The sequence below is a fragment of the Pseudomonas chlororaphis subsp. chlororaphis genome (genome assembly GCF_003945765.1).
In the GTDB taxonomy this organism is placed as follows: Bacteria; Pseudomonadota; Gammaproteobacteria; order Pseudomonadales; family Pseudomonadaceae; genus Aquipseudomonas; species Aquipseudomonas chlororaphis.
The window spans coordinates 1,017,661-1,039,596 of the sequence record NZ_CP027712.1 but is presented as its reverse complement, the minus strand read 5'-3'; the positions used below and the strand labels follow the sequence as shown (position 1 = coordinate 1,039,596).

Annotated in this window: 18 protein-coding genes; 6 read left to right on the top strand and 12 right to left on the bottom strand. The window is 63.6% G+C overall.

Annotation, left to right across the window (positions count from 1 at the left end; genetic code table 11):
- Positions 1 to 11: 11 nt before the first annotated feature.
- The 7 genes from C4K27_RS04525 to mreB form a co-directional block, all read right to left on the bottom strand.
- The gene (locus tag C4K27_RS04525) at positions 12 to 851 is read right to left on the bottom strand and encodes a carbon-nitrogen hydrolase family protein (protein ID WP_053259650.1); all 840 of its coding nucleotides are present in this window, start codon (positions 849 to 851) and stop codon (positions 12 to 14) included.
- 58 nt (positions 852 to 909) lie between these two features.
- Positions 910 to 4,713: a YhdP family protein gene (locus C4K27_RS04520; protein ID WP_053259649.1), complete on the bottom strand. Its 3,804-nt coding sequence runs from the start codon at positions 4,711 to 4,713 to the stop codon at positions 910 to 912.
- A gap of 75 nt (positions 4,714 to 4,788) precedes the next feature.
- A complete protein-coding gene (rng, locus tag C4K27_RS04515; protein WP_007929907.1) occupies positions 4,789 to 6,246 on the bottom strand; it encodes a ribonuclease G in 1,458 nt (485 codons plus the stop codon).
- 57 nt (positions 6,247 to 6,303) lie between these two features.
- The gene (locus C4K27_RS04510; protein WP_053259648.1) at positions 6,304 to 6,903 is read right to left on the bottom strand and encodes a Maf family protein; all 600 of its coding nucleotides are present in this window, start codon (positions 6,901 to 6,903) and stop codon (positions 6,304 to 6,306) included.
- Positions 6,904 to 6,946: 43 nt separating this feature from the next.
- Positions 6,947 to 7,423, bottom strand: a complete 477-nt coding sequence (gene mreD / locus C4K27_RS04505) for a rod shape-determining protein MreD (RefSeq protein WP_009042183.1) — start codon at positions 7,421 to 7,423, stop codon at positions 6,947 to 6,949.
- Positions 7,423 to 8,532, bottom strand: a complete 1,110-nt coding sequence (gene mreC / locus C4K27_RS04500; protein ID WP_081002210.1) for a rod shape-determining protein MreC — start codon at positions 8,530 to 8,532, stop codon at positions 7,423 to 7,425. Before mreC ends, mreD begins: the two co-directional genes overlap by 1 nt.
- A 141-nt stretch (positions 8,533 to 8,673) precedes the next feature.
- Positions 8,674 to 9,711, bottom strand: a complete 1,038-nt coding sequence (gene mreB / locus C4K27_RS04495) for a rod shape-determining protein MreB (protein ID WP_002555108.1) — start codon at positions 9,709 to 9,711, stop codon at positions 8,674 to 8,676.
- A gap of 210 nt (positions 9,712 to 9,921) precedes the next feature.
- On the opposite strand from mreB, the gene gatC reads away from it, so the two are divergent.
- The 6 genes from gatC to C4K27_RS04465 all read left to right on the top strand — a co-directional run bounded on the left by gatC (position 9,922) and on the right by C4K27_RS04465 (position 15,128).
- Positions 9,922 to 10,209 carry an Asp-tRNA(Asn)/Glu-tRNA(Gln) amidotransferase subunit GatC gene (gene gatC / locus C4K27_RS04490; protein WP_007929913.1) on the top strand — a complete coding sequence of 96 codons (288 nt, stop codon included), beginning with the start codon at positions 9,922 to 9,924 and terminating at the stop codon, positions 10,207 to 10,209.
- A gap of 16 nt (positions 10,210 to 10,225) precedes the next feature.
- Positions 10,226 to 11,677 carry an Asp-tRNA(Asn)/Glu-tRNA(Gln) amidotransferase subunit GatA gene (gene gatA / locus C4K27_RS04485; protein WP_007929915.1) on the top strand — a complete coding sequence of 484 codons (1,452 nt, stop codon included), beginning with the start codon at positions 10,226 to 10,228 and terminating at the stop codon, positions 11,675 to 11,677.
- 10 nt (positions 11,678 to 11,687) lie between these two features.
- A complete protein-coding gene (gatB, locus tag C4K27_RS04480) occupies positions 11,688 to 13,133 on the top strand; it encodes an Asp-tRNA(Asn)/Glu-tRNA(Gln) amidotransferase subunit GatB (RefSeq protein ID WP_053259647.1) in 1,446 nt (481 codons plus the stop codon).
- A gap of 131 nt (positions 13,134 to 13,264) precedes the next feature.
- Positions 13,265 to 13,636 (top strand): septal ring lytic transglycosylase RlpA family protein, encoded by a 372-nt coding sequence (locus C4K27_RS04475; RefSeq protein WP_037035547.1) that lies wholly within the window; start codon positions 13,265 to 13,267, stop codon positions 13,634 to 13,636.
- A gap of 59 nt (positions 13,637 to 13,695) precedes the next feature.
- The gene (locus C4K27_RS04470) at positions 13,696 to 14,751 is read left to right on the top strand and encodes a calcium/sodium antiporter (RefSeq protein ID WP_053259646.1); all 1,056 of its coding nucleotides are present in this window, start codon (positions 13,696 to 13,698) and stop codon (positions 14,749 to 14,751) included.
- Positions 14,748 to 15,128, top strand: coding sequence for a carboxymuconolactone decarboxylase family protein (locus C4K27_RS04465; protein ID WP_053259645.1), 381 nt, complete (start codon positions 14,748 to 14,750; stop codon positions 15,126 to 15,128). The genes C4K27_RS04470 and C4K27_RS04465 overlap by 4 nt, the downstream gene beginning before the upstream one ends.
- Positions 15,129 to 15,229: 101 nt before the next feature.
- Here C4K27_RS04465 and C4K27_RS04460 read toward each other — a convergent pair whose 3' ends face one another.
- The 5 genes from C4K27_RS04460 to kdgD form a co-directional block, all read right to left on the bottom strand.
- The gene (locus tag C4K27_RS04460) at positions 15,230 to 16,171 is read right to left on the bottom strand and encodes an AEC family transporter (protein WP_007929928.1); all 942 of its coding nucleotides are present in this window, start codon (positions 16,169 to 16,171) and stop codon (positions 15,230 to 15,232) included.
- A 303-nt stretch (positions 16,172 to 16,474) separates the two neighbouring features.
- The gene (garD, locus tag C4K27_RS04455) at positions 16,475 to 18,028 is read right to left on the bottom strand and encodes a galactarate dehydratase (RefSeq protein ID WP_053259644.1); all 1,554 of its coding nucleotides are present in this window, start codon (positions 18,026 to 18,028) and stop codon (positions 16,475 to 16,477) included.
- Positions 18,029 to 18,040: 12 nt separating this feature from the next.
- Positions 18,041 to 19,402, bottom strand: coding sequence for an MFS transporter (locus tag C4K27_RS04450; protein WP_053259643.1), 1,362 nt, complete (start codon positions 19,400 to 19,402; stop codon positions 18,041 to 18,043).
- 97 nt (positions 19,403 to 19,499) lie between these two features.
- The gene (locus tag C4K27_RS04445) at positions 19,500 to 20,945 is read right to left on the bottom strand and encodes an aldehyde dehydrogenase family protein (RefSeq protein WP_053259642.1); all 1,446 of its coding nucleotides are present in this window, start codon (positions 20,943 to 20,945) and stop codon (positions 19,500 to 19,502) included.
- Positions 20,946 to 21,012: 67 nt separating this feature from the next.
- Positions 21,013 to 21,924: a 5-dehydro-4-deoxyglucarate dehydratase gene (gene kdgD, locus C4K27_RS04440; RefSeq protein ID WP_053259641.1), complete on the bottom strand. Its 912-nt coding sequence runs from the start codon at positions 21,922 to 21,924 to the stop codon at positions 21,013 to 21,015.
- Between the last annotated feature and the right edge of the window lie 12 nt (positions 21,925 to 21,936).

Below are 21,936 nucleotides of genomic sequence, written 5' to 3'. Positions count from 1 at the left end.
ATTCGTCGTTCTTAAGCAAGTCGCTGCGCGCCTTGCGAGAAAAAGCGCCGGTGACTGGCCACCGGCATGCGCGCCCGGATGGACGCCTGTTCGCTGCTGTCGCGCTCGGCCAGCAGCACGGCCTCGCCTTGATCCTGCTGCGCCAGCACCCGACCCCAGGGGTCGACGATGGCCGCATGGCCAAAGGTCTCCCGGGGTCCCGGATGAATGCCGCCTTGCGCCGCCGCCAGCAGGTAGCACTGGGTTTCGATGGCCCGGGCGCGGATCAATACGTCCCAATGCGCCGCGCCGGTCACGGCGGTAAACGCCGAAGGAGCGCTGATCAGCTCCGCCCCGGCGGCTCGCAATTCGCTGTACAGCTCCGGAAAACGCAGGTCGTAGCACACAGTCAGGCCAACCCGGCCCACCGGCGTATCCGCCACCACCACCTGCTCTCCATGAGCATAGTCATCCGACTCCCGGTAACGGCCGCGATTGTCGGCCACGTCCACGTCGAACAGATGCAGCTTGTCGTAGCGCGCCACTTGCTCGCCGTGCTCGTCGATCAGCAGCGAGCAGGCCCGGGCCTTGGTCTCCGGCTGGTCCACCGGAGGCAGCGGCAAGGTGCCGGCGACTATCCATAACTTGAGGTCGCGGGCGGTCTGTTTCAACCAGGGCAGGATCGGGCCTTCGCCCCGGGCCTCGGCCCGACCGATGGCCGCCGCATCACGGCGCCCCATGGCGGCGAAGTTCTCCGGCAATACAGCCAGCCGCGCACCGCCGGCAGCGGCCTGCTCCAGCAGTTGGCGCGCCTGCTGTAGATTGGCCAGAACGTCGCTCTGGCTGACCATTTGAATCACCGCAAGGGACATGGCGCACTCCAGGTTGGATATGTGGCCATGCTACTCCATAGGCCCGGGCCGCGGTTTTTCAAAAAGGTTTGTCGAAGGTGATTTTCGGGTCCTTCCAGGGCCCCTTGACGCTGTACTGGACGCTGGCGAAGCGCGACACCCGGTCGCCGATCAGCTTGTCGATCAGGAACAGCGCCCCGCCGACCGCCGGCGCACCGACGATCAGCGCGGCGATCGGCAGGTTGTTGGTCACCGGCAGCGTCACCAGCAGCTTCGAATCCACCTGGTCGGCCACCAGGTCCAGGGTGCCATTGAGCTCCAGGTTGCTCGACGGCCCGGTCAGGGTGATGGGTTCGCGGGTCACGTAGACACCGTTGCTGGCCACCAGCAACCCCTTGACCCGGTCGTAGCTCAGGCCCTTGCCGAACAGGTCGGAGAAGTCCAGGCGCAAGCGCCGGCCGATGGAATTGAAGTTCAGCAGGCCGAATACCCGCAAGGCCTGCGCCCCGCCTTCGACTTCCACGAACTGGCCTTTGCGCAGGGTCGCATCCAGGCTGCCCGAGAACCGCTTGGGCCCGACCCAGGCCGGCGAGCCAGGCCAGCGCCCGTCCACATCCAGGTGGAACTCTTCACTGGTCACGGTCGGCGCAAAGCCCCAGCCCTTGAGCACGTCCGCCAGGTTCTTGCCGCCCAGGCGGCCTTTGTACCAGCTGGTGGCCGCGCCAGGTTCGCCTTCCCAGCCGCCGGAGCCTTGCAGGACCATGCCCTTGAGGCCCAGGTCGAGGCTGTTGAAGGCCATGCCCTTGGCGGTCGGGCGCACTTTCAGCGACCAGGCGCCGATCAGGTCGTTGCCCTGGTACAGCTGATTGATCGAGAGATCCAGCGCCGGGACTTTCTTCGGGTCGACCGAGGCCAGCGGGTCCGGTGCGTTCTCGTCGGCCTGCACCGTCGGATCGGCGGCCGGCAGGCGCACATACTGCAGATTGATTGCCATCGGCGCCGCCTTGGCATCGGGAATCGCCACGTTGCCCTTGGCTTGCTGGCTGTCGAGCTGCAGGGCCCAGGAGGACGGCTTGCGCGTCAACTGCACACGGGCCTCGTCCAGGGTCGTGCCGAAACCGCTGAGCTTGCCGACCCGAAAGTCGGCGCCGCTGAGCAGCTGCTTGGCACTACCGCCCGCGTCCTGCCCGGCATACCGATCGACCAGCGCCTTCCACGGCTCCACGTCCAGTTCCGACAGTACGCCGCGTACCCGCAGGCCCTTGGCCCCCGGCAGCACGGCATCGCCCTCGCCGAGGAACAACTCGCCACGGCCATCGGCAAAATTGCCGCTCGGCGCGGCGAAGGTAAAGTTGGCCAGATCGCCGTAATCGAACCAGTAACGCCGCTCGGCGCCCTGCAAGGTCATGCGCAATACGCTGTCACGTCCCTGGCCGGCCGCCATGCCGAAAGGCGCTGGCAAGTCGATGGCAACCCCCTTGAGGCTGGAGCTGACCATCAGTTGGCTGTCCGCGCCATCGAGGTTGAGCTGCAATTGGTAGGGAATGTCACCGGAAACCGGCAGCGGCTGGTTGTATTTCAGCCACTCCGTGAGCTTATTGACCGACACCTGGCCCTTGGCGACGACCCGGGTATCGAGCTTGCCAGGACGGCCGTCGGCAAAAATCTGCGCGGTCACCGGGCGCTCGAAGGCCTGGGCGCTGATGCCCTGGCCGCTCAGCCCTTTGCTGCTGTCGAAGCGGAAATCGCCCTTGAGCTGGCTCAACTCCAGCTCCGGCTCACTCAACTTGAGCCGTGCCTTGCTGGTCTTGAAGTCCACCAGCACCTTCGGCTCTTCGCCCTTGACCAGCGGGATATCCAGTTTCAGCTTGCCCTGCAGGTCGCCATCGCCCTGCCAGCCGGCAAAGGTCGGGCCCGTGCCGATCGGCGCTTCCTGAAGGATCTTCAAGCCATCGCCCAGGCCGCCGGCGAACTCGCCGTCGATAAACATGTGGGGGCTTTGTCCCGCGGGCACATGGGGAATATTGACGTAGACATCCTTCACCTGGGTGTCGAGCAACTGACCCTGGCTGGCCAGGATGCGCACACCGCTGTCTTCGATGAACACATCGCCGCTGACCTTGCCGATGTGCGGCCAGCCCGGCTGGAAGGCCAGCTCGGCATCGTGCACCTTGAAGAACAGGCTGATGCTGCGCGCGGTGTCGGCTGCACCATGGTTCAGCGAACCCTGGTACTGGAAGAAACCTTCATCCACCGCGCCCTTGAGGATTGCCGTGCGCAGCCATTCGTCCAGGGCCGGGCTGAGCACCTCGGGCAGGTACTTGGCGGTATAACGACCGTCGCCATCGACCAGACCGACCCGCAGGTCCATATAGTCTTCCTGGGTGTGGTCGAAATGCAGGCGGATCAGGAAGTCGCCGGCGATCTTGCCCTCCTCGCCCAGGACCTTGAGGTACGGCGCGATCAGGGTGAACCCCTGCTGATCGAGCTTCCAGGTCAGCCTGGCATTGGCCTGCAGGTATTGCCAGGGCTTGGCGAAGATCGGGTCCAGGTGCAAGGCAAAGTCCTTGCTGTCCATGCGCAGCTCGCCCTGCCCCAGGTCGCCGCTGATGCTGCCGCTGACGTTACGGGCCGCCGGCGCGCCGCGATAGGCGTTGAACCCGACCTGCTCCAGGTTGGCGGCAAAACTCAGGCGCTGATCGCCGCTGACCTGCGGCCGGAAGTCGAACAGGATATTGCGCAGCGCGCCCGTGACCTTGAGGTTGTCGATGAGGGTCGCGGCCTTTTCCGGCAACGGCGCCCAGGCATCCAGGACCGGCGTGATCGGCGTCAGGTCGAGGCGGTCGGCCTGCAAGTGCCAGAGCTCTTCGGCACTGTTGACGGTACCGGTCTGCTGCAGGTGCAGGCGGGACTCCCAGCGCGTCTCGCCGATGTTCATGGCCAGCGAGTCGAAGGCGACGCTGAGGCCCTGCTCGTTGCGCTGGAAATAGGCATTGAGCGCCAGGTTCTTCACGGTGACCGGTTTGCGCTCGTCATAGGCCCCGCTGACCTGCGGCGCGTTCAGGCGGGCGACCATGCTCTGCAGTAGGCCATCGCCCCAACTGAGCCAGAACTCGCCACCAGCCTTGAGTTCGGAGAACGTCCACTGTTGGGTCACGCGCGGCGGCAGCCATTTCGCCCAGTCGCTTTGTGGCAGGCTCAGGTAGGCGTCGGCCTGCCCTTCGCGCCAGGCGCTGGCGCGGATTCGCGTGCGCAAGCTGACAGCCAGGGGCTGACCGTCCGGCAGGGTCAGGCGCGCATCCAGGCGTTGACGGCCGGGGCCGACACGCAGATTGAGGCCGACGTAAGTCAAGGCAATCGCGGGATGATCGAGCGGTTGCAGGGTCACCTGGCTGTCGAGCACCGACAGCTCACTGACCATCTGCATGCGGTTGAGCAACTGCTCGGGGTCGAGAGGCTGGTTATCCTGCACCGGCAGGCCTTCGAGCGCCCAGCGCCCATCCGGACCTTCCTTCAGGCTCAGGTTGAGGCCGCTGAATTCAAGGTGTTTGACCCGCAGTTGGCGCGCCAGGGCGCTGCCGGGCAGGTCGGGCGCCACCCGCACCTGATCCAGGCGCAAGGCGTTGGCGCCCTCGCCGACTGTCACATCGTGGGCCAGCAGGATGGGCGAGAAACCGCTCCAGCTGCCTTCCAGCCGGCCGATCTGCACCGGCATGCCCAAGGATTCCTGAGCCTTGGCCTGGACCTCGGCCCGATATTCAGCCACCAGCGGGGTCAGCTCCCGACCCAGGCTGACGTACAAGGCCGTCAGCACCAGCAGTAACGCACAAAGCCCCAGCCCCCAGCGGGTCAGAGCAGCAAGAAAGCGCATCAGACGCTCCATGTCAGTTGGCCCCCGTGGCAAGAGTCATGTGAAAACCGGGGCCAGCTGTATCCGGTAAATGTAGGGTACGCGGACTCAGAGCAGCACCACGTCGTATTGTTCCTGGGAATACATGGTTTCGACCTGAAAACGGATGGTCCGGCCAATAAAGGCCTCCAGCTCCGCGACGTTGCCCGACTCTTCGTCGAGCAGCCGGTCGACCACTTTCTGGTTCGCCAGAACCCGATAACCTTCGGCCTGATAGGCCCGCGCCTCACGCAGGATTTCCCGGAAGATTTCGTAGCAGATGGTTTCCGGGGTTTTCAGCTTGCCGCGGCCCTGGCAGCTGCTGCAGGGCTCGCAGAGCACCTGCTCAAGACTTTCCCGGGTACGCTTGCGGGTCATCTGCACCAGGCCCAACTCGGTAATGCCGATGATGTTGGTCTTGGCGTGATCGCGCTCCAGCTGTTTTTCCAGAGTGCGCAGCACCTGGCGCTGGTGTTCTTCATCTTCCATGTCGATGAAGTCGATGATGATGATCCCGCCCAGGTTGCGCAGGCGCAGCTGGCGGGCAATAGCGGTCGCCGCTTCGAGATTGGTCTTGAAGATGGTTTCTTCGAGGTTGCGGTGACCGACGAAAGCCCCGGTGTTGACGTCGATGGTGCTCATCGCTTCCGCCGGGTCGACCACCAGGTAACCGCCGGACTTGAGCGGTACCTTGCGTTCCAGGGCTTTCTGGATTTCGTCTTCGACGCCATACAGGTCGAAGATCGGTCGCTCGCCCGGATAGTGTTCCAGGCGATCGGCGATTTCCGGCATCAGTTCGGCGACGAACTGCGTGGTTTTCTGGAAGGTTTCCCGGGAATCAATGCGGATCTTCTCGATCTTCGGGCTGACCAGGTCACGCAGGGTACGCAGGGCCAGGCCCAGGTCTTCGTAAATGACACTGGGGGCGCCGATGGTCTTGATCTGCGCGCCGATCTGATCCCACAAGCGGCGCAGGTAACGGATGTCCATCATGATTTCGTCGGCGCCCGCGCCCTCGGCGGCGGTACGCAGGATGAAACCACCGGCTTCCTTGATGCCTTCCTGGGCCACGCAATCGCTGACCACCTGTTTCAGGCGCTCGCGCTCGGCTTCGTCCTCGATCTTCAAAGAGATGCCGACATGGGCGGTGCGCGGCATGTACACCAGGTAGCGCGAAGGGATTGACAGCTGGGTGGTCAGGCGCGCGCCCTTGGAGCCGATCGGGTCCTTGGTCACCTGCACCACCAGACTCTGCCCTTCATGGACCAGGGCGCCGATGCTTTCCACCGCCGGCCCTTCGCGCAGGGAGATTTCCGAGGCATGAATGAACGCCGCGCGATCCAGGCCGATATCGACGAACGCCGCCTGCATGCCGGGCAGAACCCGGACCACCTTGCCTTTATAGATATTGCCGACAATCCCGCGACGCTGGGTCCGCTCGACATGGACTTCTTGCAGCACACCGTTTTCGACCACCGCCACGCGCGACTCCATCGGCGTGATGTTGATCAGAATCTCTTCACTCATGGCAGGGTCTCGTTCAGGCATATTCACTATGGATGGCCGCATCGGTAGGTACGGCGCTTAGCGCACTGCAAGGTTTTGCCAACAGGGTATGCCGAAATGGCCAAGTAATTCTGCGGTTTCGCATACCGGCAAGCCGACGACAGCGGAATAACTGCCATTGAGCCCTGCCACGAATACCGCCGCAAGCCCCTGGATGCCATAGCCGCCAGCCTTGTCGCGGGGCTCGCCGCTGGCCCAGTAGCGGGCCGCCTCGTTATCGCCGATCGCCCGGAAGCGCACCAGGCTGCGGACCACCCGCGACTCGCAGCGTTGGCCATCGAGCACGGCAATGGCGGTCAGCACTTCATGTTCGCGCCCCGACAGGGCCATGAGCATCGACTGCGCATCGGCCTGGTCCAGCGGTTTGCCCAGGATCTGCCCATCAAGGACCACCGCGGTGTCGGCGCCCAGGACACAGGCCGCAGACTGGCCATCGGCGATCAGCGCATACCCGGCCGCCGCCTTGTCGCGCGCCAGGCGCTCGACATAGGCCGCTGGGTTTTCATCGGGGAGAGGGGTTTCATCGATATCCGCGCTGATGGCGGTAAAAGACACGCCGATCTGCGTGAGCAGTTCCCGTCGACGCGGCGAGCCTGAGGCGAGGTAAAGCGATTTCATCAAGACATCTCCCTGTCGAGGTACGGGCAAATGCCTGACCGAATCAGTTGATTTTGAAACGTCGGCGCAACCCGCGCAAACCGAAGCTGACCCAAGGCCAGAGCAAGGCACTGACCAATGCCGGCAGCACCAGCGCAAGGGTCGGTTGACGGTTGCCGGTCAAGGCGCTGAGCCACAGCTGGACCAGTTGCGCCAGGCCGAAGATCACCAGGATCACCAGGCTTTGCTGCCACATCGGGAACATGCGCAAGCGCTGTTGCAACGACAACACCAGGAAGGTGATCAGGGTCAGGATCAGCGCGTTCTGCCCCAGCAATGTGCCATACAGCACATCCTCGGCCAGCCCCAGGCACCAGGCCGTGACCATGCCGACCTTGTGCGGCAGGGCCAGGGCCCAGAACGCCAGCAGCAAGGCCAGCCAGAGCGGGCGCAGGATTTCCATGAATTGTGGCAAAGGCGACACGCTGAGCAGCATGCCGATGGCGAAGGTCAGCCAGACCATCCAGCCGTTTCGGGACATTATTCTCTTCCTCCCGTGGAGGCCGGGGCCGCTGCAGGCGGCTTGGGCGCGGCGGGTCTGGTGGCGGCGGGCTTGACCGGAGCCGGATGGGCCACGGGTTTGACCGGCGTCGTGGCGGCTGGCGTCGCGGGGGCAGCGGCCGGTGCGGCAGGAGCGGTCGCGGTGGCCGGCGTCGCGGGCACGACAGGCTTGGGCACGGTCGCCGGGACCACCGGCGTGGCGGTGCCGCCCTGCTGGTCCTGCGCTTCCTGAGCCTGGGCGGCATCGTTGGCACGTTCTTCGGCGGTGCGGTTATCGCTGAACACCAGCAACAGGTAACGGCTGCGGTTCAAGGCGGCCGTCGGCACAGCGCGCACTATGGCAAATGGCTGGCCGGAGTCATGGATCACTTCCTTGACCGTCGCCACTGGGTAACCTGCCGGGAAACGCTGACCCAGGCCGGAGCTGACCAGCAGGTCGCCTTCCTTGATGTCCGCGGTGTCGGCCACATGACGCAGCTCAAGGCGTTCCGGATTGCCGGTACCGCTGGCAATCGCCCGCAGACCGTTGCGGTTCACCTGGACAGGAATGCTGTGAGTGGTGTCGGTGAGCAGCAGCACGCGAGAGGTGTAAGGCATCAGCTCGACCACCTGCCCCATCAGGCCACGGGCATCGAGTACCGGTTGCCCGAGCACCACGCCGTCGCGCTCACCCTTGTTGATGATGATGCGATGAGTGAAGGGGTTGGGGTCCATGCCGATCAGCTCGGCCACTTCGACCTTCTCGTTGACCAGCGCGGAGGAGTTGAGCAACTCGCGCAGGCGAACGTTCTGCTCGGTCAAGGCGGCGAGCTTTTGCATGCGGCCCTGGAGCAACAGGTTTTCGGTCTTGAGTTTTTCGTTTTCGGCGACCAGTTCGGTGCGGCTGCCAAACTGGCTGGCCACACCCTGCCATAGCCGTTGTGGCAAGTCGGTGATCCAGTAGGACTGCATCAGCACCAGCGACATTTGGCTACGCACTGGCTTGAGCAGTGTGAAGCGGGCATCGACCACCATCAGCGCGACCGATAGCACGACCAGCACCAACAGGCGTACGCCCAATGAGGGGCCTTTGGCGAAAAGCGGTTTAATAAGCCGCTCCTCCCAGGCAAATGTTCTCTTTATTCATACGGCTTCAAACCGGCCTGGAGCAGAATGACAGAAGATAAACGCCAACAGGCAGCACTGCAAAGTGCTGCCTGCGAGCGGAACACATGGATGCATCCGGCGCGATTATTCGCTGGAGAGCAGGTCCATGGTGTGTTTGTCCATCATTTCCAATGCACGGCCACCGCCGCGGGCTACGCAGGTCAGCGGGTCTTCGGCGACGATCACCGGCAGACCGGTTTCCTGGGCCAGCAACTTGTCCAGGTCACGCAGCAGGGCGCCACCACCGGTCAGCACCAGACCGCGCTCGGCGATGTCCGAAGCCAGTTCCGGAGGCGATTGCTCCAGCGCGCTTTTCACCGCCTGAACGATGGTTGCCAGGGACTCTTGCAGAGCTTCCAGCACTTCGTTGGAGTTCAGGGTGAATGCGCGTGGCACGCCTTCGGCCAGGTTACGGCCACGAACGTCGACTTCACGGACTTCGCCGCCCGGGTAGGCAGTACCGATTTCCTGCTTGATGCGCTCGGCGGTGGATTCGCCGATCAGGCTGCCGTAGTTGCGACGCACGTAGGTGATGATCGCTTCGTCGAAACGGTCGCCGCCGACACGTACGGATTCGGCGTAAACCACACCGTTCAGGGAGATCAGGGCAATCTCGGTGGTACCGCCACCGATATCCACGACCATCGAACCGCGGGCTTCTTCGACCGGCAGGCCGGCACCGATCGCGGCCGCCATCGGCTCTTCGATCAGGAACACTTCACGGGCACCGGCACCGAGGGCCGATTCACGGATGGCACGACGCTCGACCTGGGTGGACTTGCATGGAACGCAGATCAGCACACGAGGGCTGGGCTGCAGAAAACTGTTTTCGTGAACCTTGTTGATAAAGTATTGCAGCATCTTTTCGCAGACACTGAAGTCGGCGATCACGCCGTCCTTCATCGGACGAATGGCAGCAATGTTGCCCGGAGTACGACCGAGCATGCGCTTGGCTTCGGTACCGACAGCCACGACACTTTTCTGATTACCGTGGGTCCGAATGGCCACAACCGATGGTTCATTCAGGACAATACCGCGCTCGCGCACGTAAATAAGGGTGTTGGCAGTGCCCAGGTCAATGGAAAGATCGCTGGAAAACATGCCACGCAGTTTCTTGAACATGGGAAAGGGACCCTAGGCAACGCGTGGGTAAAAAAGTGCGGCAAACTCTAACAACGACAGGGATTTTGGGCAAGGCGCCAATATGTTAAATTGACCGCTTTTCTGTGCACCAACCCCCACAATCGCGGCCTTATGACCGTAGAAATGCGGTAGTGTTCCGACAATCTAACACACGGACGAGATCCGTTCTGTTTTCCACTGGAGAATCCCATGGCGCTTGAACGCTCCGACGTGGAAAAAATCGCTCATCTGGCCAGCCTTGGCCTCAATGAAGCCGATCTTCCACATATCACCTGCGACCTGAACAGCATTCTCGGGCTGGTGGATGCAATGCAGGCAGTCGATACCGACGGTATCGAGCCCCTGGCCCACCCGCTGGAAGCCAGCCAGCGCCTGCGCGCAGACGTTGTGACCGAGTCCAATCATCGCGAGGCCTATCAGTCCATCGCACCAGCGGTCGAAAACGGCCTGTACCTGGTTCCGAAAGTCATCGACTAAAGGGAAAGAGCCTGCAATGCATCACATGACCCTGGCCGAGATCGCCCGCGGACTCGCCGACAAGAAGTTTTCCTCCGAAGAGCTGACCAAGACCCTGCTGGCGCGCATCACCCAGCTCGACCCGCAGCTCAACAGCTTCATCAGCCTCACCGAAGATCTCGCGCTGCAGCAGGCCAAGGCCGCTGACGCCCGTCGCGCGAACGGTGAGAGCGGCGCCCTGCTCGGCGCGCCGATCGCCCACAAGGACCTGTTCTGCACCCAGGGCATCCGCACCAGCTGCGGCTCGAAGATGCTCGACAATTTCAAGGCGCCCTACGACGCCACCGTAGTCGCCAAGCTGGCCGCCGCCGGGACCGTGACCCTGGGCAAGACCAACATGGACGAATTCGCCATGGGCTCGGGCAACGAGACCAGCTATTACGGCGCGGCGAAAAACCCGTGGAACCTGGAACGCGTTCCGGGCGGCTCGTCCGGCGGTTCGGCGGCCGCGGTCGCTGCGCGCCTGCTGCCTGCCGCCACCGGCACCGACACCGGCGGCTCGATCCGCCAGCCGGCTGCATTGACCAACCTCACCGGCCTGAAACCGACCTACGGTCGCGTTTCGCGCTGGGGCATGATCGCCTACGCCTCCAGCCTCGATCAGGGCGGCCCGCTGGCGCGCACCGCCGAGGACTGCGCGATCCTGCTGCAAGGCATGGCCGGCTTCGACCCGCAGGACTCCACCAGCATCGACGAACCGGTGCCGGACTACAGCGCCAGCCTCAACGGCTCGCTGCAGGGCCTGCGCATTGGCGTACCCAAGGAATACTTCAGCGCCGGCCTCGACCCACGCATCGCCGAGCTGATCCACAACAGCGTCAAGGAGCTGGAAAAGCTCGGCGCCGTGATCAAGGAAATCAGCCTGCCGAACATGCAGCATGCCATCCCGGCGTACTACGTGATCGCGCCGGCGGAAGCCTCCTCCAACCTGTCGCGTTTCGACGGCGTGCGCTTCGGCTACCGCTGCGAGAACCCGGCAAACCTGGAAGACCTGTACAAGCGCTCCCGTGGCGAAGGTTTCGGCAGCGAAGTGCAGCGCCGGATCATGGTCGGTGCCTATGCCCTGTCGGCCGGTTACTACGACGCCTACTACCTGAAGGCGCAGAAGATCCGTCGCCTGATCAAGAACGACTTCATGGCTGCCTTTAATGAAGTCGACATCATCCTTGGCCCGACCACGCCGAACCCGGCCTGGAAAATCGGCGACAAGAGCAGCGACCCGGTCGCTGCGTATCTGGAAGACGTTTACACCATTACCGCCAACCTCGCGGGTCTGCCGGGCTTGTCCATGCCCGCTGGCTTCGTCGACGGCTTGCCGGTCGGCGTGCAGCTGCTCGCCCCGTATTTCCAGGAAGGCCGTCTGTTGAACGTTGCCCACCAGTATCAGTTGAACACTGACTGGCACACCCGCACACCAACCGGCTTCTGAGGAGAAACACATGCAATGGGAAGTCGTGATCGGGCTGGAGATTCACACCCAGCTCACCACCAAATCGAAGATTTTCTCCGGTAGCTCCACCGCCTTCGGTGCCGAGCCCAACACCCAGGCCAGCCTGGTGGACCTGGGCATGCCCGGCGTACTGCCGGTGCTGAACCAGGAAGCAGTGCGCATGGCGGTCATGTTCGGCCTGGCCATCGACGCCGAGATCGGCCAGCACAACGTGTTCGCCCGCAAGAACTACTTCTACCCCGACCTGCCCAAGGGCTATCAGATCAGCCAGATGGAACTGCCGATCGTCGGCAAGGGCCACCTGGACATCCCGCTGGAAGACGGCACGGTCAAACGCGTCGGCATCACCCGCGCGCACCTGGAAGAAGATGCCGGCAAGAGCCTGCACGAAGAGTTCAACGGCGCCAGTGGCATCGACCTGAACCGCGCCGGCACCCCGCTGCTGGAAATCGTTTCCGAGCCGGACATGCGCAGCGCCAAGGAAGCCGTGGCCTACGTCAAGTCGATCCACGCCCTGGTGCGTTACCTGGGGATCTGCGACGGCAACATGGCCGAAGGCTCCCTGCGTTGCGACTGCAACGTCTCGGTACGCCCCAAAGGCCAGGCCGAGTTCGGCACTCGCTGCGAGATCAAGAACGTCAACTCGTTCCGCTTCATCGAGAAAGCCATCAACTCGGAAGTCCAGCGTCAGATCGAACTGATCGAGGACGGCGGCAAGGTGATCCAGCAGACCCGCCTGTACGACCCGAACAAGGACGAGACCCGTCCGATGCGCAGCAAGGAAGAAGCCAACGACTACCGTTACTTCCCCGACCCGGACCTGCTGCCAGTGGTCATCGAGGACTCGTTCCTCGACCAGGTACGCGCCACCCTGCCCGAGCTGCCACCGCAGAAACGCGAGCGCTTCCAGGCGCAGTTCGGCCTGTCGGTCTACGACGCCAGCGTGCTGGCCACCAGCCGCGAACAGGCGGACTACTTCGAGAAGGTCGCGAGCATCGCCGGTGATGCCAAGCTCGCCGCCAACTGGGTCATGGTCGAGTTGGGCAGCCTGCTGAACAAGCAGGGCCTGGAAATCGACGAGGCGCCGGTCTCGGCCGAGCAACTGGGCGGCATGCTGCTGCGGATCAAGGACAACACCATCTCCGGCAAGATCGCCAAGACCGTGTTCGAAGCCATGGCCAATGGCGAAGGCAACGCCGACGAAATCATCGACAAGCGCGGCCTCAAGCAGGTCACCGACACCGGCGCCATCTCCGCCGTGCTGGACGAAATGCTGGCGGCCAACGCCGAGCAGGTCGAACAGTATCGCGCCGCCGATGAAGCCAAGCGCGGCAAGATGTTCGGCTTCTTCGTCGGCCAGGCGATGAAGGCTTCCAAAGGCAAGGCCAACCCGCAGCAAGTGAACGAATTGCTGAAAAGCAAACTCGAAGGCTGACTGCAGTGTTGATGGCGGAGTTCGAATATTCCGCCCCTGTAGGAGCGAGCATGCTCGCGATTGCGTTGTCTCAGACAGGACGCTATCGCGAGCAAGCTCGCTCCTACTCTTGTATCTGGGGTCCCGTATTGATGAAACGCTTGCTGGGCTGCCTGGCCCTTTTCTCACTCCTGGCCGGCTGCGCCAGCCATGTCATCGATCCGCGGGGTTACGACAAGACCGGCGTCGCCTCCTATTACGGCGCCAAGCACCATGGCAAACGCACCGCCAGCGGCGAACCCTTCAACCAGCACGGCATGACCGCCGCGCACCGCGAGCTGCCATTCGGCACCCGCGTCAAAGTCACCAACCTCAATAACGACAAGAGCGTCGTGGTCCGGATCAACGACCGCGGTCCGCATACCCGTGGCCGCCTGATCGATTTGTCGCGTGCCGCCGCGCAACAGTTGGGTATGATCAGAAGCGGCACCGCCAAGGTGCGCGTGCAAGCCATCAGCGACTGACCCACGGAGCCCTGATCATTTTCGGATTAACCGATTTACCGCTGCTCAGCGTCCTTCAATTGTTCAGCGGCCTGGTCCTGCTGGTCGCCGGCGCCGAATTGCTGGTACGCGGCGCGGTCCGCCTCGCCGCCCGCCTGCGCGTACGAGCGCTGATCATCGGCCTGAGCATCGTCGCCTTCGGCAGCAGCGCCCCGCAGATGGCCGTCAGCCTGCAAGCCACCCTGGCGGAAAACACCGACATCGCCGTCGGCAGCGTGATCGGCAGCGGCATCTTCAACATCCTGGTAACCCTCGGCCTGTCCGCCCTGATCATTCCGCTGCGGGTATCGCGCCAGCTGGTGCGGCTGGATATCCCGTTGATGATCCTCGCCAGCCTGCTGGTGTTCACCCTGGCCTACAACGAAGAACTGACGCCCCTCGACGGCCTGATCCTGCTGGCGACCCTGATCCTCTACCTGGGGTTGCTGCTGCGCCAGTCACGGCACTCGGCGCGCCCACAGTCCCAGCAAGGTTCCGACGCACCCCGCGCGCACTGGCTGAGCAGCCTGCTGTGGATGATCGGTGGCCTGCTCATGCTGGTGTTCGCCGGCCATCTGCTGGTCGAGGCGGCGGTGGAAGTCGCCACCGACCTGGGGCTGTCCGAGCGCATCATCGGCCTGACCATAGTCGCCGTCGGCACCTCCCTGCCGGCCCTGGCCACCTCGCTGATCGCGGCCTTGCGTGGCCAACGCGACATTGCCGTGGGCAACGTCATCGGCAGCAACCTGTTCAATCTGCTGGGGGTCCTGGGTTTCACCGCCCTGGTGGCGCCGACGCCCTTGTCGGTATCACCCAATGCCGTGGACTTCGACCTGCCGGTAATGCTCGGCGTCGCGGTGCTGTGCCTGCCGGTGTTCTATTCCGGTTATCGGGTCACCCGCGCCGAAGGCCTGCTGTTTCTCGGCCTGTACCTGGCCTATGGGCTGCACGTGGTGTCTTTCACCACCGGCATGCCGCTGGCCGGCAAGCTGGAAAACTTGATGCTGTTTTACGTCCTGCCAGTGCTGGTGGCGTTCCTGCTGTTCAGTTCGCTGCGGGCCTGGCGCCGCCAACATAAAAAAGGGGAAGCGCAATGACCGAGAATAAAAAGCAGGGCGTACAGATGCGCCGCCAGGTGATGGGCGATGCCTTTGTCGACCGCGCCCTGGGCAATGCCACCGAGTTCAGCCAGCCGTTGCAGGACTTCGTCAACGAACATGCCTGGGGCGGAGTCTGGAACCGCGAAGGCCTGCCGCTGAAAACCCGCAGCCTGATCACCCTCGCCGCCCTGACCGCGCTCAAGTGCCCGCAGGAGCTCAAAGGCCATGTCCGCGGCGCCCTGAATAACGGCTGCACGGTGGAAGAGATTCGCGAGGCACTGCTGCATTGCGCGGTGTATGCCGGCGTACCGGCGGCGATCGACGCGTTCCGCGCCGCCCAGGAAGTGATCGACACTTACCAGAAGCCGGAATGATCCGTTGTAGAAGCGAGGCTTGCCCGCGATAGCGGCGTATCAGACATATCACTATCGCGGGCAAGTCGGATCGCCGCCTGCTCACCCCTACAGAGCCCCGATCAGATCCACCCGCCCCACTGCAGCAGAAAGATCCCGATATTGGTGGTCACCGCCGCCATCAGCGTGGTGATGACGATGATTGCCGCCGCCAGCTCATGATTGCCATTGGCCGCCCGGGCCATGACAAAACTCGCCGCCGCGGTCGGGCTGCCGAAATACAGGAACAGAATCCCCAGTTCCGCCCCGCGGAATCCGCAGAGCCAGGCCCCCAAGGTGGCGAGGATCGGCAGGCCGACCATTTTCACCAGGCTCGAACTCAAGGCCAGGTCGCCGCTCTCGCGCAGCGCCGCCAGGGACAAGGTGCCACCAATGCAGATCAAGGCCAGCGGCAGGGTCATCTGCGCCAGGTACTGGCCAGACGTCTCCAGCCAGGTCGGCAGGCCGATCTGGAACACGGCGAAAGGCGCTGCCGCCAGGACGCTGATGATCAACGGGTTGCTGACCACGCTTTTGCAGATGCTCCACGGATCGGACTTGATCACCGGGCTGTACACCGCCAGGACGATGGTCGACAGGGTGTTGTAGAACAGGATCACCAGCGCCGCGAGAATCGCCCCGAGGGAAATCCCGTAGTCGCCATACATGCTGGCCGCGAGCGCCAGGCCGATGACCCCGTTGTTGCCGCGAAAGGCGCCCTGGGTGTAGATACCCCGGTCTTCCCGCGGGCAGCGCCAGATCGCCCAGCCCCAGGCGAAGGCAAAGCTGGCCAGGGTGGCCACGGCGAAATAGATCAGCAGCCCGGGCTTGAGCGCCGAATGCAGGTCGGCATGCAGAATCCCGAGAAACAGCAGCGCCGGCATGGTGACGTTGAACACCAGGGCCGACGCTGTGTGGATAAAACCGTCGTTGATCCAGCCGATGCGCTTGAGCAGCACACCGAGAAACAACATGGCGAATACCGGCGCGGTGATATTCAGCGTTTCGAGAAAAATGGCCAGCATGCCGGGTCAACCTTGAACCTGTCGTTAGGCGGCTAATGATAAGCCAGCCCGCGCGCTTAAGCCCGATAGATTTGCCCGGACCGCAAGCCGACCCATCGGGCCGCAGGCGTTCGCGGCCCTCAAAGGCCACGCCCGCGATGCGGTCGATCGCAGCCTGCGGCAGCGGCTACAGGGTTTGTGTCGGGCTCGGTTGATTGGCAGGTCGCAATCCGGGTAGCCGCTGCCGCAGGCTGCGATCGACCCGAAGGGGCGCTGGCGTACTCAGCCACGCTGAATATCGCCTCCTGCAACAGCCATTACGGTTCAGGTAATCGGCGCCGGATTGAACAAGGTGATGTCGTTGTGCAGCTTGTGCCGTTCGGCCCAGGTCTGCTGCTTGCCACTGGCCACGTCCAGGTAGAAGCGGAACAGCTCCCAGCCCAGCTCTTCGATACTCGCCCGCCCGGTGGCGATGCGCCCGGCGTCGATGTCGATCAGGTCCGGCCAGCGCTGGGCCAGTTCGGAGCGGGTCGAGACCTTGACCACCGGCGCCATCGCCAGCCCGTAAGGCGTGCCACGCCCGGTGGTGAACACATGCAGGTTCATCCCCGCCGCCAGCTGCAAGGTGCCGCAGACAAAATCGCTGGCCGGCGTCGCGCAGAAGATCAGGCCCTTGCGGGTAAAGCGCTCGCCCGGCCCCAGCACGCCATTGATCGCACTGCTGCCGGACTTGACGATGGACCCCAGGGACTTCTCGACGATGTTCGACAACCCGCCCTTCTTGTTGCCCGGCGTGGTATTGGCGCTGCGGTCGGCCTCGCCCTTGGCCAGGTAGCGGTCGTACCAGTCCATCTCGCGCACCAGCTCCCGGGCCACTTCTGTGGATTCGGCGCGGGAAGTCAGCAGGTAGATGGCATCGCGCACCTCGGTGACTTCGGAAAACATCACTGTCGCGCCGGCCCGCAGCAACAGGTCCGAGGCATAGCCCAGGGCCGGGTTGGCGGTGATTCCGGAAAAGGCATCACTGCCACCACATTGCATACCGAGGACCAGCTCCGAGACCGGCACGGTTTCCCGGCGCCGCTGATCGAGCTTCTGCAAACGCACTTCGGCCAGCTGCATGATCTGCTCGATCATCTCGGTAAAACCGTGGCTGGCGTCCTGCAGGCGGTACAGCCAGGGCTCGCTGAGGTCCACCGAGCTGTCGCCTTCGTGCATCACCTGCCCGGCCTGCAACTTCTCGCAGCCCAGGCTGATTACCAGGGCTTCGCCCCCCAGGTTCGGGTTGCGCGCCAGGTTGCGCACGGTGCGGATCGGGATATAGGCATCGGTGGCGGTGATCGCCACGCCGCAGCCATAGCTGTGGGTCAGCGCCACCACATCGTCGACATGGGGATACCTGGGCAGCAGTTCGTCCTTGATGCGCTTGACCGCATGTTCGAGCACTCCGGCCACACATTGCACGGTGGTGGTGATCCCCAGAATGTTGCGCGTGCCGACCGTGCCGTCGGCATTGCGATAACCCTCGAAGGTAAAGCCTTCCAGCGGCGCCTGGGCCGCCGGCACTTCGGTGGACAGCGGCAGGCTGTCCAGCGGCGGCGCGCTGGGCATGCGCAACTGCTCTTCCCTGACCCAGCTGCCGCGCAGGATCGGCTGCAAGGCATAACCGATGGTCTGGCCGTAGCGGATCACCGGGCCACCTTCGGCGATATCCTCCAGCGCCACCTTGTGGCTCTGGGGGACGAAGTCCAGGGTCACCAGGCCGTCGGCGAACGCGGTGCCTGCCGGTACGCCCTGGTCATTGACCACAACCACCACGTTGTCCCGCTCGTGCAGGCGGATGTAGCGCGGCGAATCGGAATGTTCAATCAACTGCATGACGCCGCCCCTTCAGGAATGCGCTTGGGAAAGTTGGGTCAGCTCGGGGCCGTTGCTTGGTGGTTCCTTGAGCACCACGCGCTTGATCGGGCCGACGATCACCAGGTAGCTGAACACTGCCAGCAGCGCGTTGCAGCCGACGAACACCAGCGCCCATTTGAACGAGCCGGTGGAACTGATGATGTAGCCGATGACGATCGGCGTGGTGATCGACGCCAGGTTGCCGAAGGTGTTGAACAGGCCGCCGCTCAAGCCGGCGATCTGCTTCGGCGAAGTGTCGGACACCACCGCCCAGCCGAGCGCGCCCACGCCTTTGCCGAAGAACGCCAGGGCCATGAAGCCCACCACCATCCATTCGATGTCCACATAGTTGCAGGCCACGATGCTGCTGGAGACCAGCAGGCCGGCAATGATCGGCGCCTTGCGGGCGAAGGTCAGGGAATGCCCCTTGCGTAGCAGGTAGTCGGAAATCACCCCGCCAAGCACCCCACCGATAAAACCGCAGATGGCCGGCAAGGACGCGATGAAGCCAGCCTTGAGAATGGTCATGCCACGCTCCTGCACCAGGTACACCGGGAACCAGGTCAGGAAGAAGTAAGTGATGCCGTTGATGCAGTACTGGCCCAGGTACACGCCGAGCATCATGCGATTGCTCAGCAACTGGCGCAGGTAGTCCCATTTCGGGCCGTCGCTGCGTTTGCCTTTGCCGTCCTGGTCCATGTCGACCATGCCGCCGTTGTCGGCGATGTGCTTGAACTCGGCCTCGTTGATCAGCGGGTGCTGGCGCGGGCTATAGATGACCTTGAGCCAGACCAGCGAGAAGACGATGCCGATCACCCCCATCACGATGAACACGTGCTGCCAGCCGAAGTGATAGACGATCCAGCCCATCAGCGGGGCGAACAGCACCGTGGCGAAATACTGCGCCGAGTTGAAGATCGCCGAAGCCGTACCGCGCTCGGCAGTGGGGAACCAGGCCGCGACAATCCGCGCGTTGCCGGGGAAGGACGGTGCCTCGGCCAGCCCCACCAGGAAGCGCAGCATGAACAGCGCCACCACCGCGGTGGAGACGCCAAACTCACCGACATAACCCTGCAGCACGGTGAACAGCGACCAGGTGAAGATGCTCATGGCATAGATTTTTTTCGAGCCGAAGCGGTCGAGCAGCCAGCCGCCGGGGATCTGCCCCGCTACATAAGCCCAACCGAATGCGGAGAAGATATAACCGAGGGTGACGGCGTCGATGCCGAGGTCTTTTTGCAGGCTGGAACCCGCGATGGCGATGGTGGCGCGGTCGGCATAGTTGATCGTGGTCACTAGGAACAGCATGAACAGGATCAGGTAGCGGACGCGAGTCGGCTTGGTCGCTTGCATATGGATGTACTCCCACTAGTTATTTTTATGCGGGTAAACATGCGTTTCATCGACCCCGCCGAGCCTCAGGCAACGGCCGGCGGGGGTACGGCGGGGCTTAGGATCCGATGTAGGAAGTCTTCACCACGGTGTAGAACTCCTGCGCGTAGCGACCTTGCTCGCGGGAACCATAGGATGAACCTTTGCGGCCACCAAAAGGTACGTGGTAATCGACGCCGGCCGTCGGCAGGTTGACCATGACCATCCCGGCCTGGGAATGGCGCTTGAAGTGGTTGGCGTATTTCAGCGACGTGGTGGCGATGCCCGCCGACAGGCCGAACTCGGTGTCGTTGGCCATGGCCAGCGCCGCCTCGTAATCAGCCACCCGTACCACGTTGGCCACTGGGCCGAAGATCTCTTCGCGGCTGATGCGCATCGAGGCCTGGCTGTCGGCGAACAGGGTCGGCGCGAGGAAATAACCTTCGGTATCGCAGGTCACCAGGCCACCACCGCTGACCAGCCGCGCCCCTTCGGACTGGCCGATATCGATGTATTTCAAGTCCTGTTCGAGCTGCGCCTGGGACACCACCGGACCGATATCGGTGCCGGCCCGCAGCGCATGGCCGACCTTGATCGAACCCATGCGTTCGGCCATCGCCGCGACGAACCGGTCGTGGATGCCCGCAGTGACGATCAGCCGGCTGGAAGCGGTGCAACGCTGCCCGGTGGAATAGAAGGCACTCTGTACCGCCAGCTCCACCGCCTGCTTGAGGTCGGCATCGTCGAGGATGATCTGTGGGTTCTTGCCGCCCATCTCCAGTTGCACCTTGGCCTGGCGCGAGACGCAGCTGACAGCGATCTGCCGGCCCACGCCCACGGAACCGGTGAAGCTGATGCCGTCGACTTTCGGGCTGTTGACCAGGGCATCGCCGACCAGCCGGCCGCTGCCCATCACCAGGTTGAACACCCCGGCCGGGAAGCCGGCGCGGGAGATGATTTCCGCCAGGGCCCAGGCACAGCCCGGCACCAGCTCGGCGGGCTTGAGCACCACGCAGTTGCCGTAGGCCAGGGCCGGGGCGATCTTCCACGCAGGGATGGCGATCGGGAAGTTCCACGGGGTGATCAGGCCGACCACGCCCAAGGCTTCGCGGGTCACTTCGACGTTGCCCCCCGGACGCACCGACGGCAGGTAATCCCCCGAAAGGCGCAGGCACTCGCCGGCAAAGAACTTGAAGATGTTGCCGGCGCGGGTCACCTCGCCGATGGCTTCGGGCAGGGTCTTGCCCTCCTCCCGGGCCAACAGGGTGCCGAGCTCTTCGCGGCGGGCGAGGATCTCGCTACCGACCTTGTCCAGGGCATCGCTGCGCGCCTGGATACCGGAAGTCGACCAGGCCGGGAATGCATCGCGCGCCGCATCGATCGCGGCATGCACCTGAGCCAGGTCGGCCTTGGCGTATTCGCCAATGACATCGGACAACTCGGACGGGTTGATATTGGTCGAGTAGTCGGCACCGGCAAGCCATTGGCCACCGATGTAGTTATCGAAGCGTTTTACCTCTGCCACGCGCCCTCTCCTTACACAAAAGCCTTACGCAAAAGGCCGCTGATTGCTCAGCGGCCCCGGGGATGGATTACTGCGCGCCCTGGGCGTCGATCAACGCCGCCAGCGCTTCATATTCTTCCGGCAACAGGTCGGTCAACGGCGCCCGCACCGGGCCTGCGTCATGGCCGACGATGCGGGCTCCGGCCTTGACGATGCTCACGGCATAACCGGCCTTGCGGTTGCGGATATCCAGGTAAGGCAGGAAGAAGTCATCGATGATCTTGCCGACCGTGGCGTGATCTTCCCGGGCAATGGCGTGGTAGAAATCCATCGCGGTTTTCGGGATGAAGTTGAACACCGCCGAGGAGTACACCGGCACGCCCAGGGCCTTGTAGGCCGCGGCGTAGACTTCGGCGGTCGGCAGGCCGCCCAGGTAGCTGAAGCGATCGCCGAGGCGGCGACGGATCGACACCATCAGCTCGATATCGCCCAGGCCGTCCTTGTAGCCGATCAGGTTCGGGCAGCGCTCGGCCAGGCGCTCCAGCAGCGGCGCGGTCAGGCGGCAGACGTTGCGGTTGTAGACCACCACACCGATCTTCACCGATTTGCACACCGCTTCCACATGAGCGGCGACCCCATCCTGACTGGCTTCGGTCAGGTAGTGCGGCAGCAGCAACAGGCCCTTGGCACCCAAGCGTTCGGCCTCCTGGGCGTAGTCAATGGCCTGGCGGGTCGAGCCGCCGACGCCGGCCAGGATCGGCACGCTGGTGGCGCAGGTGTCGACCGCAGTCTTGATGATTTCCGAATATTCGCTGGCCGCCAGGGAGAAAAACTCACCGGTGCCGCCTGCCGCGAACAGCGCCGAGGCGCCGTATGGGGCCAGCCATTCCAGGCGCTTGATATAGCCCGCGCGATGGAAATCGCCCTGGGCGTTGAAATCGGTCACCGGGAAAGACAGCAGGCCGGAGGAGAGGATGGACTTCAGTTCTTGTGGATTCATTATTCGAACACC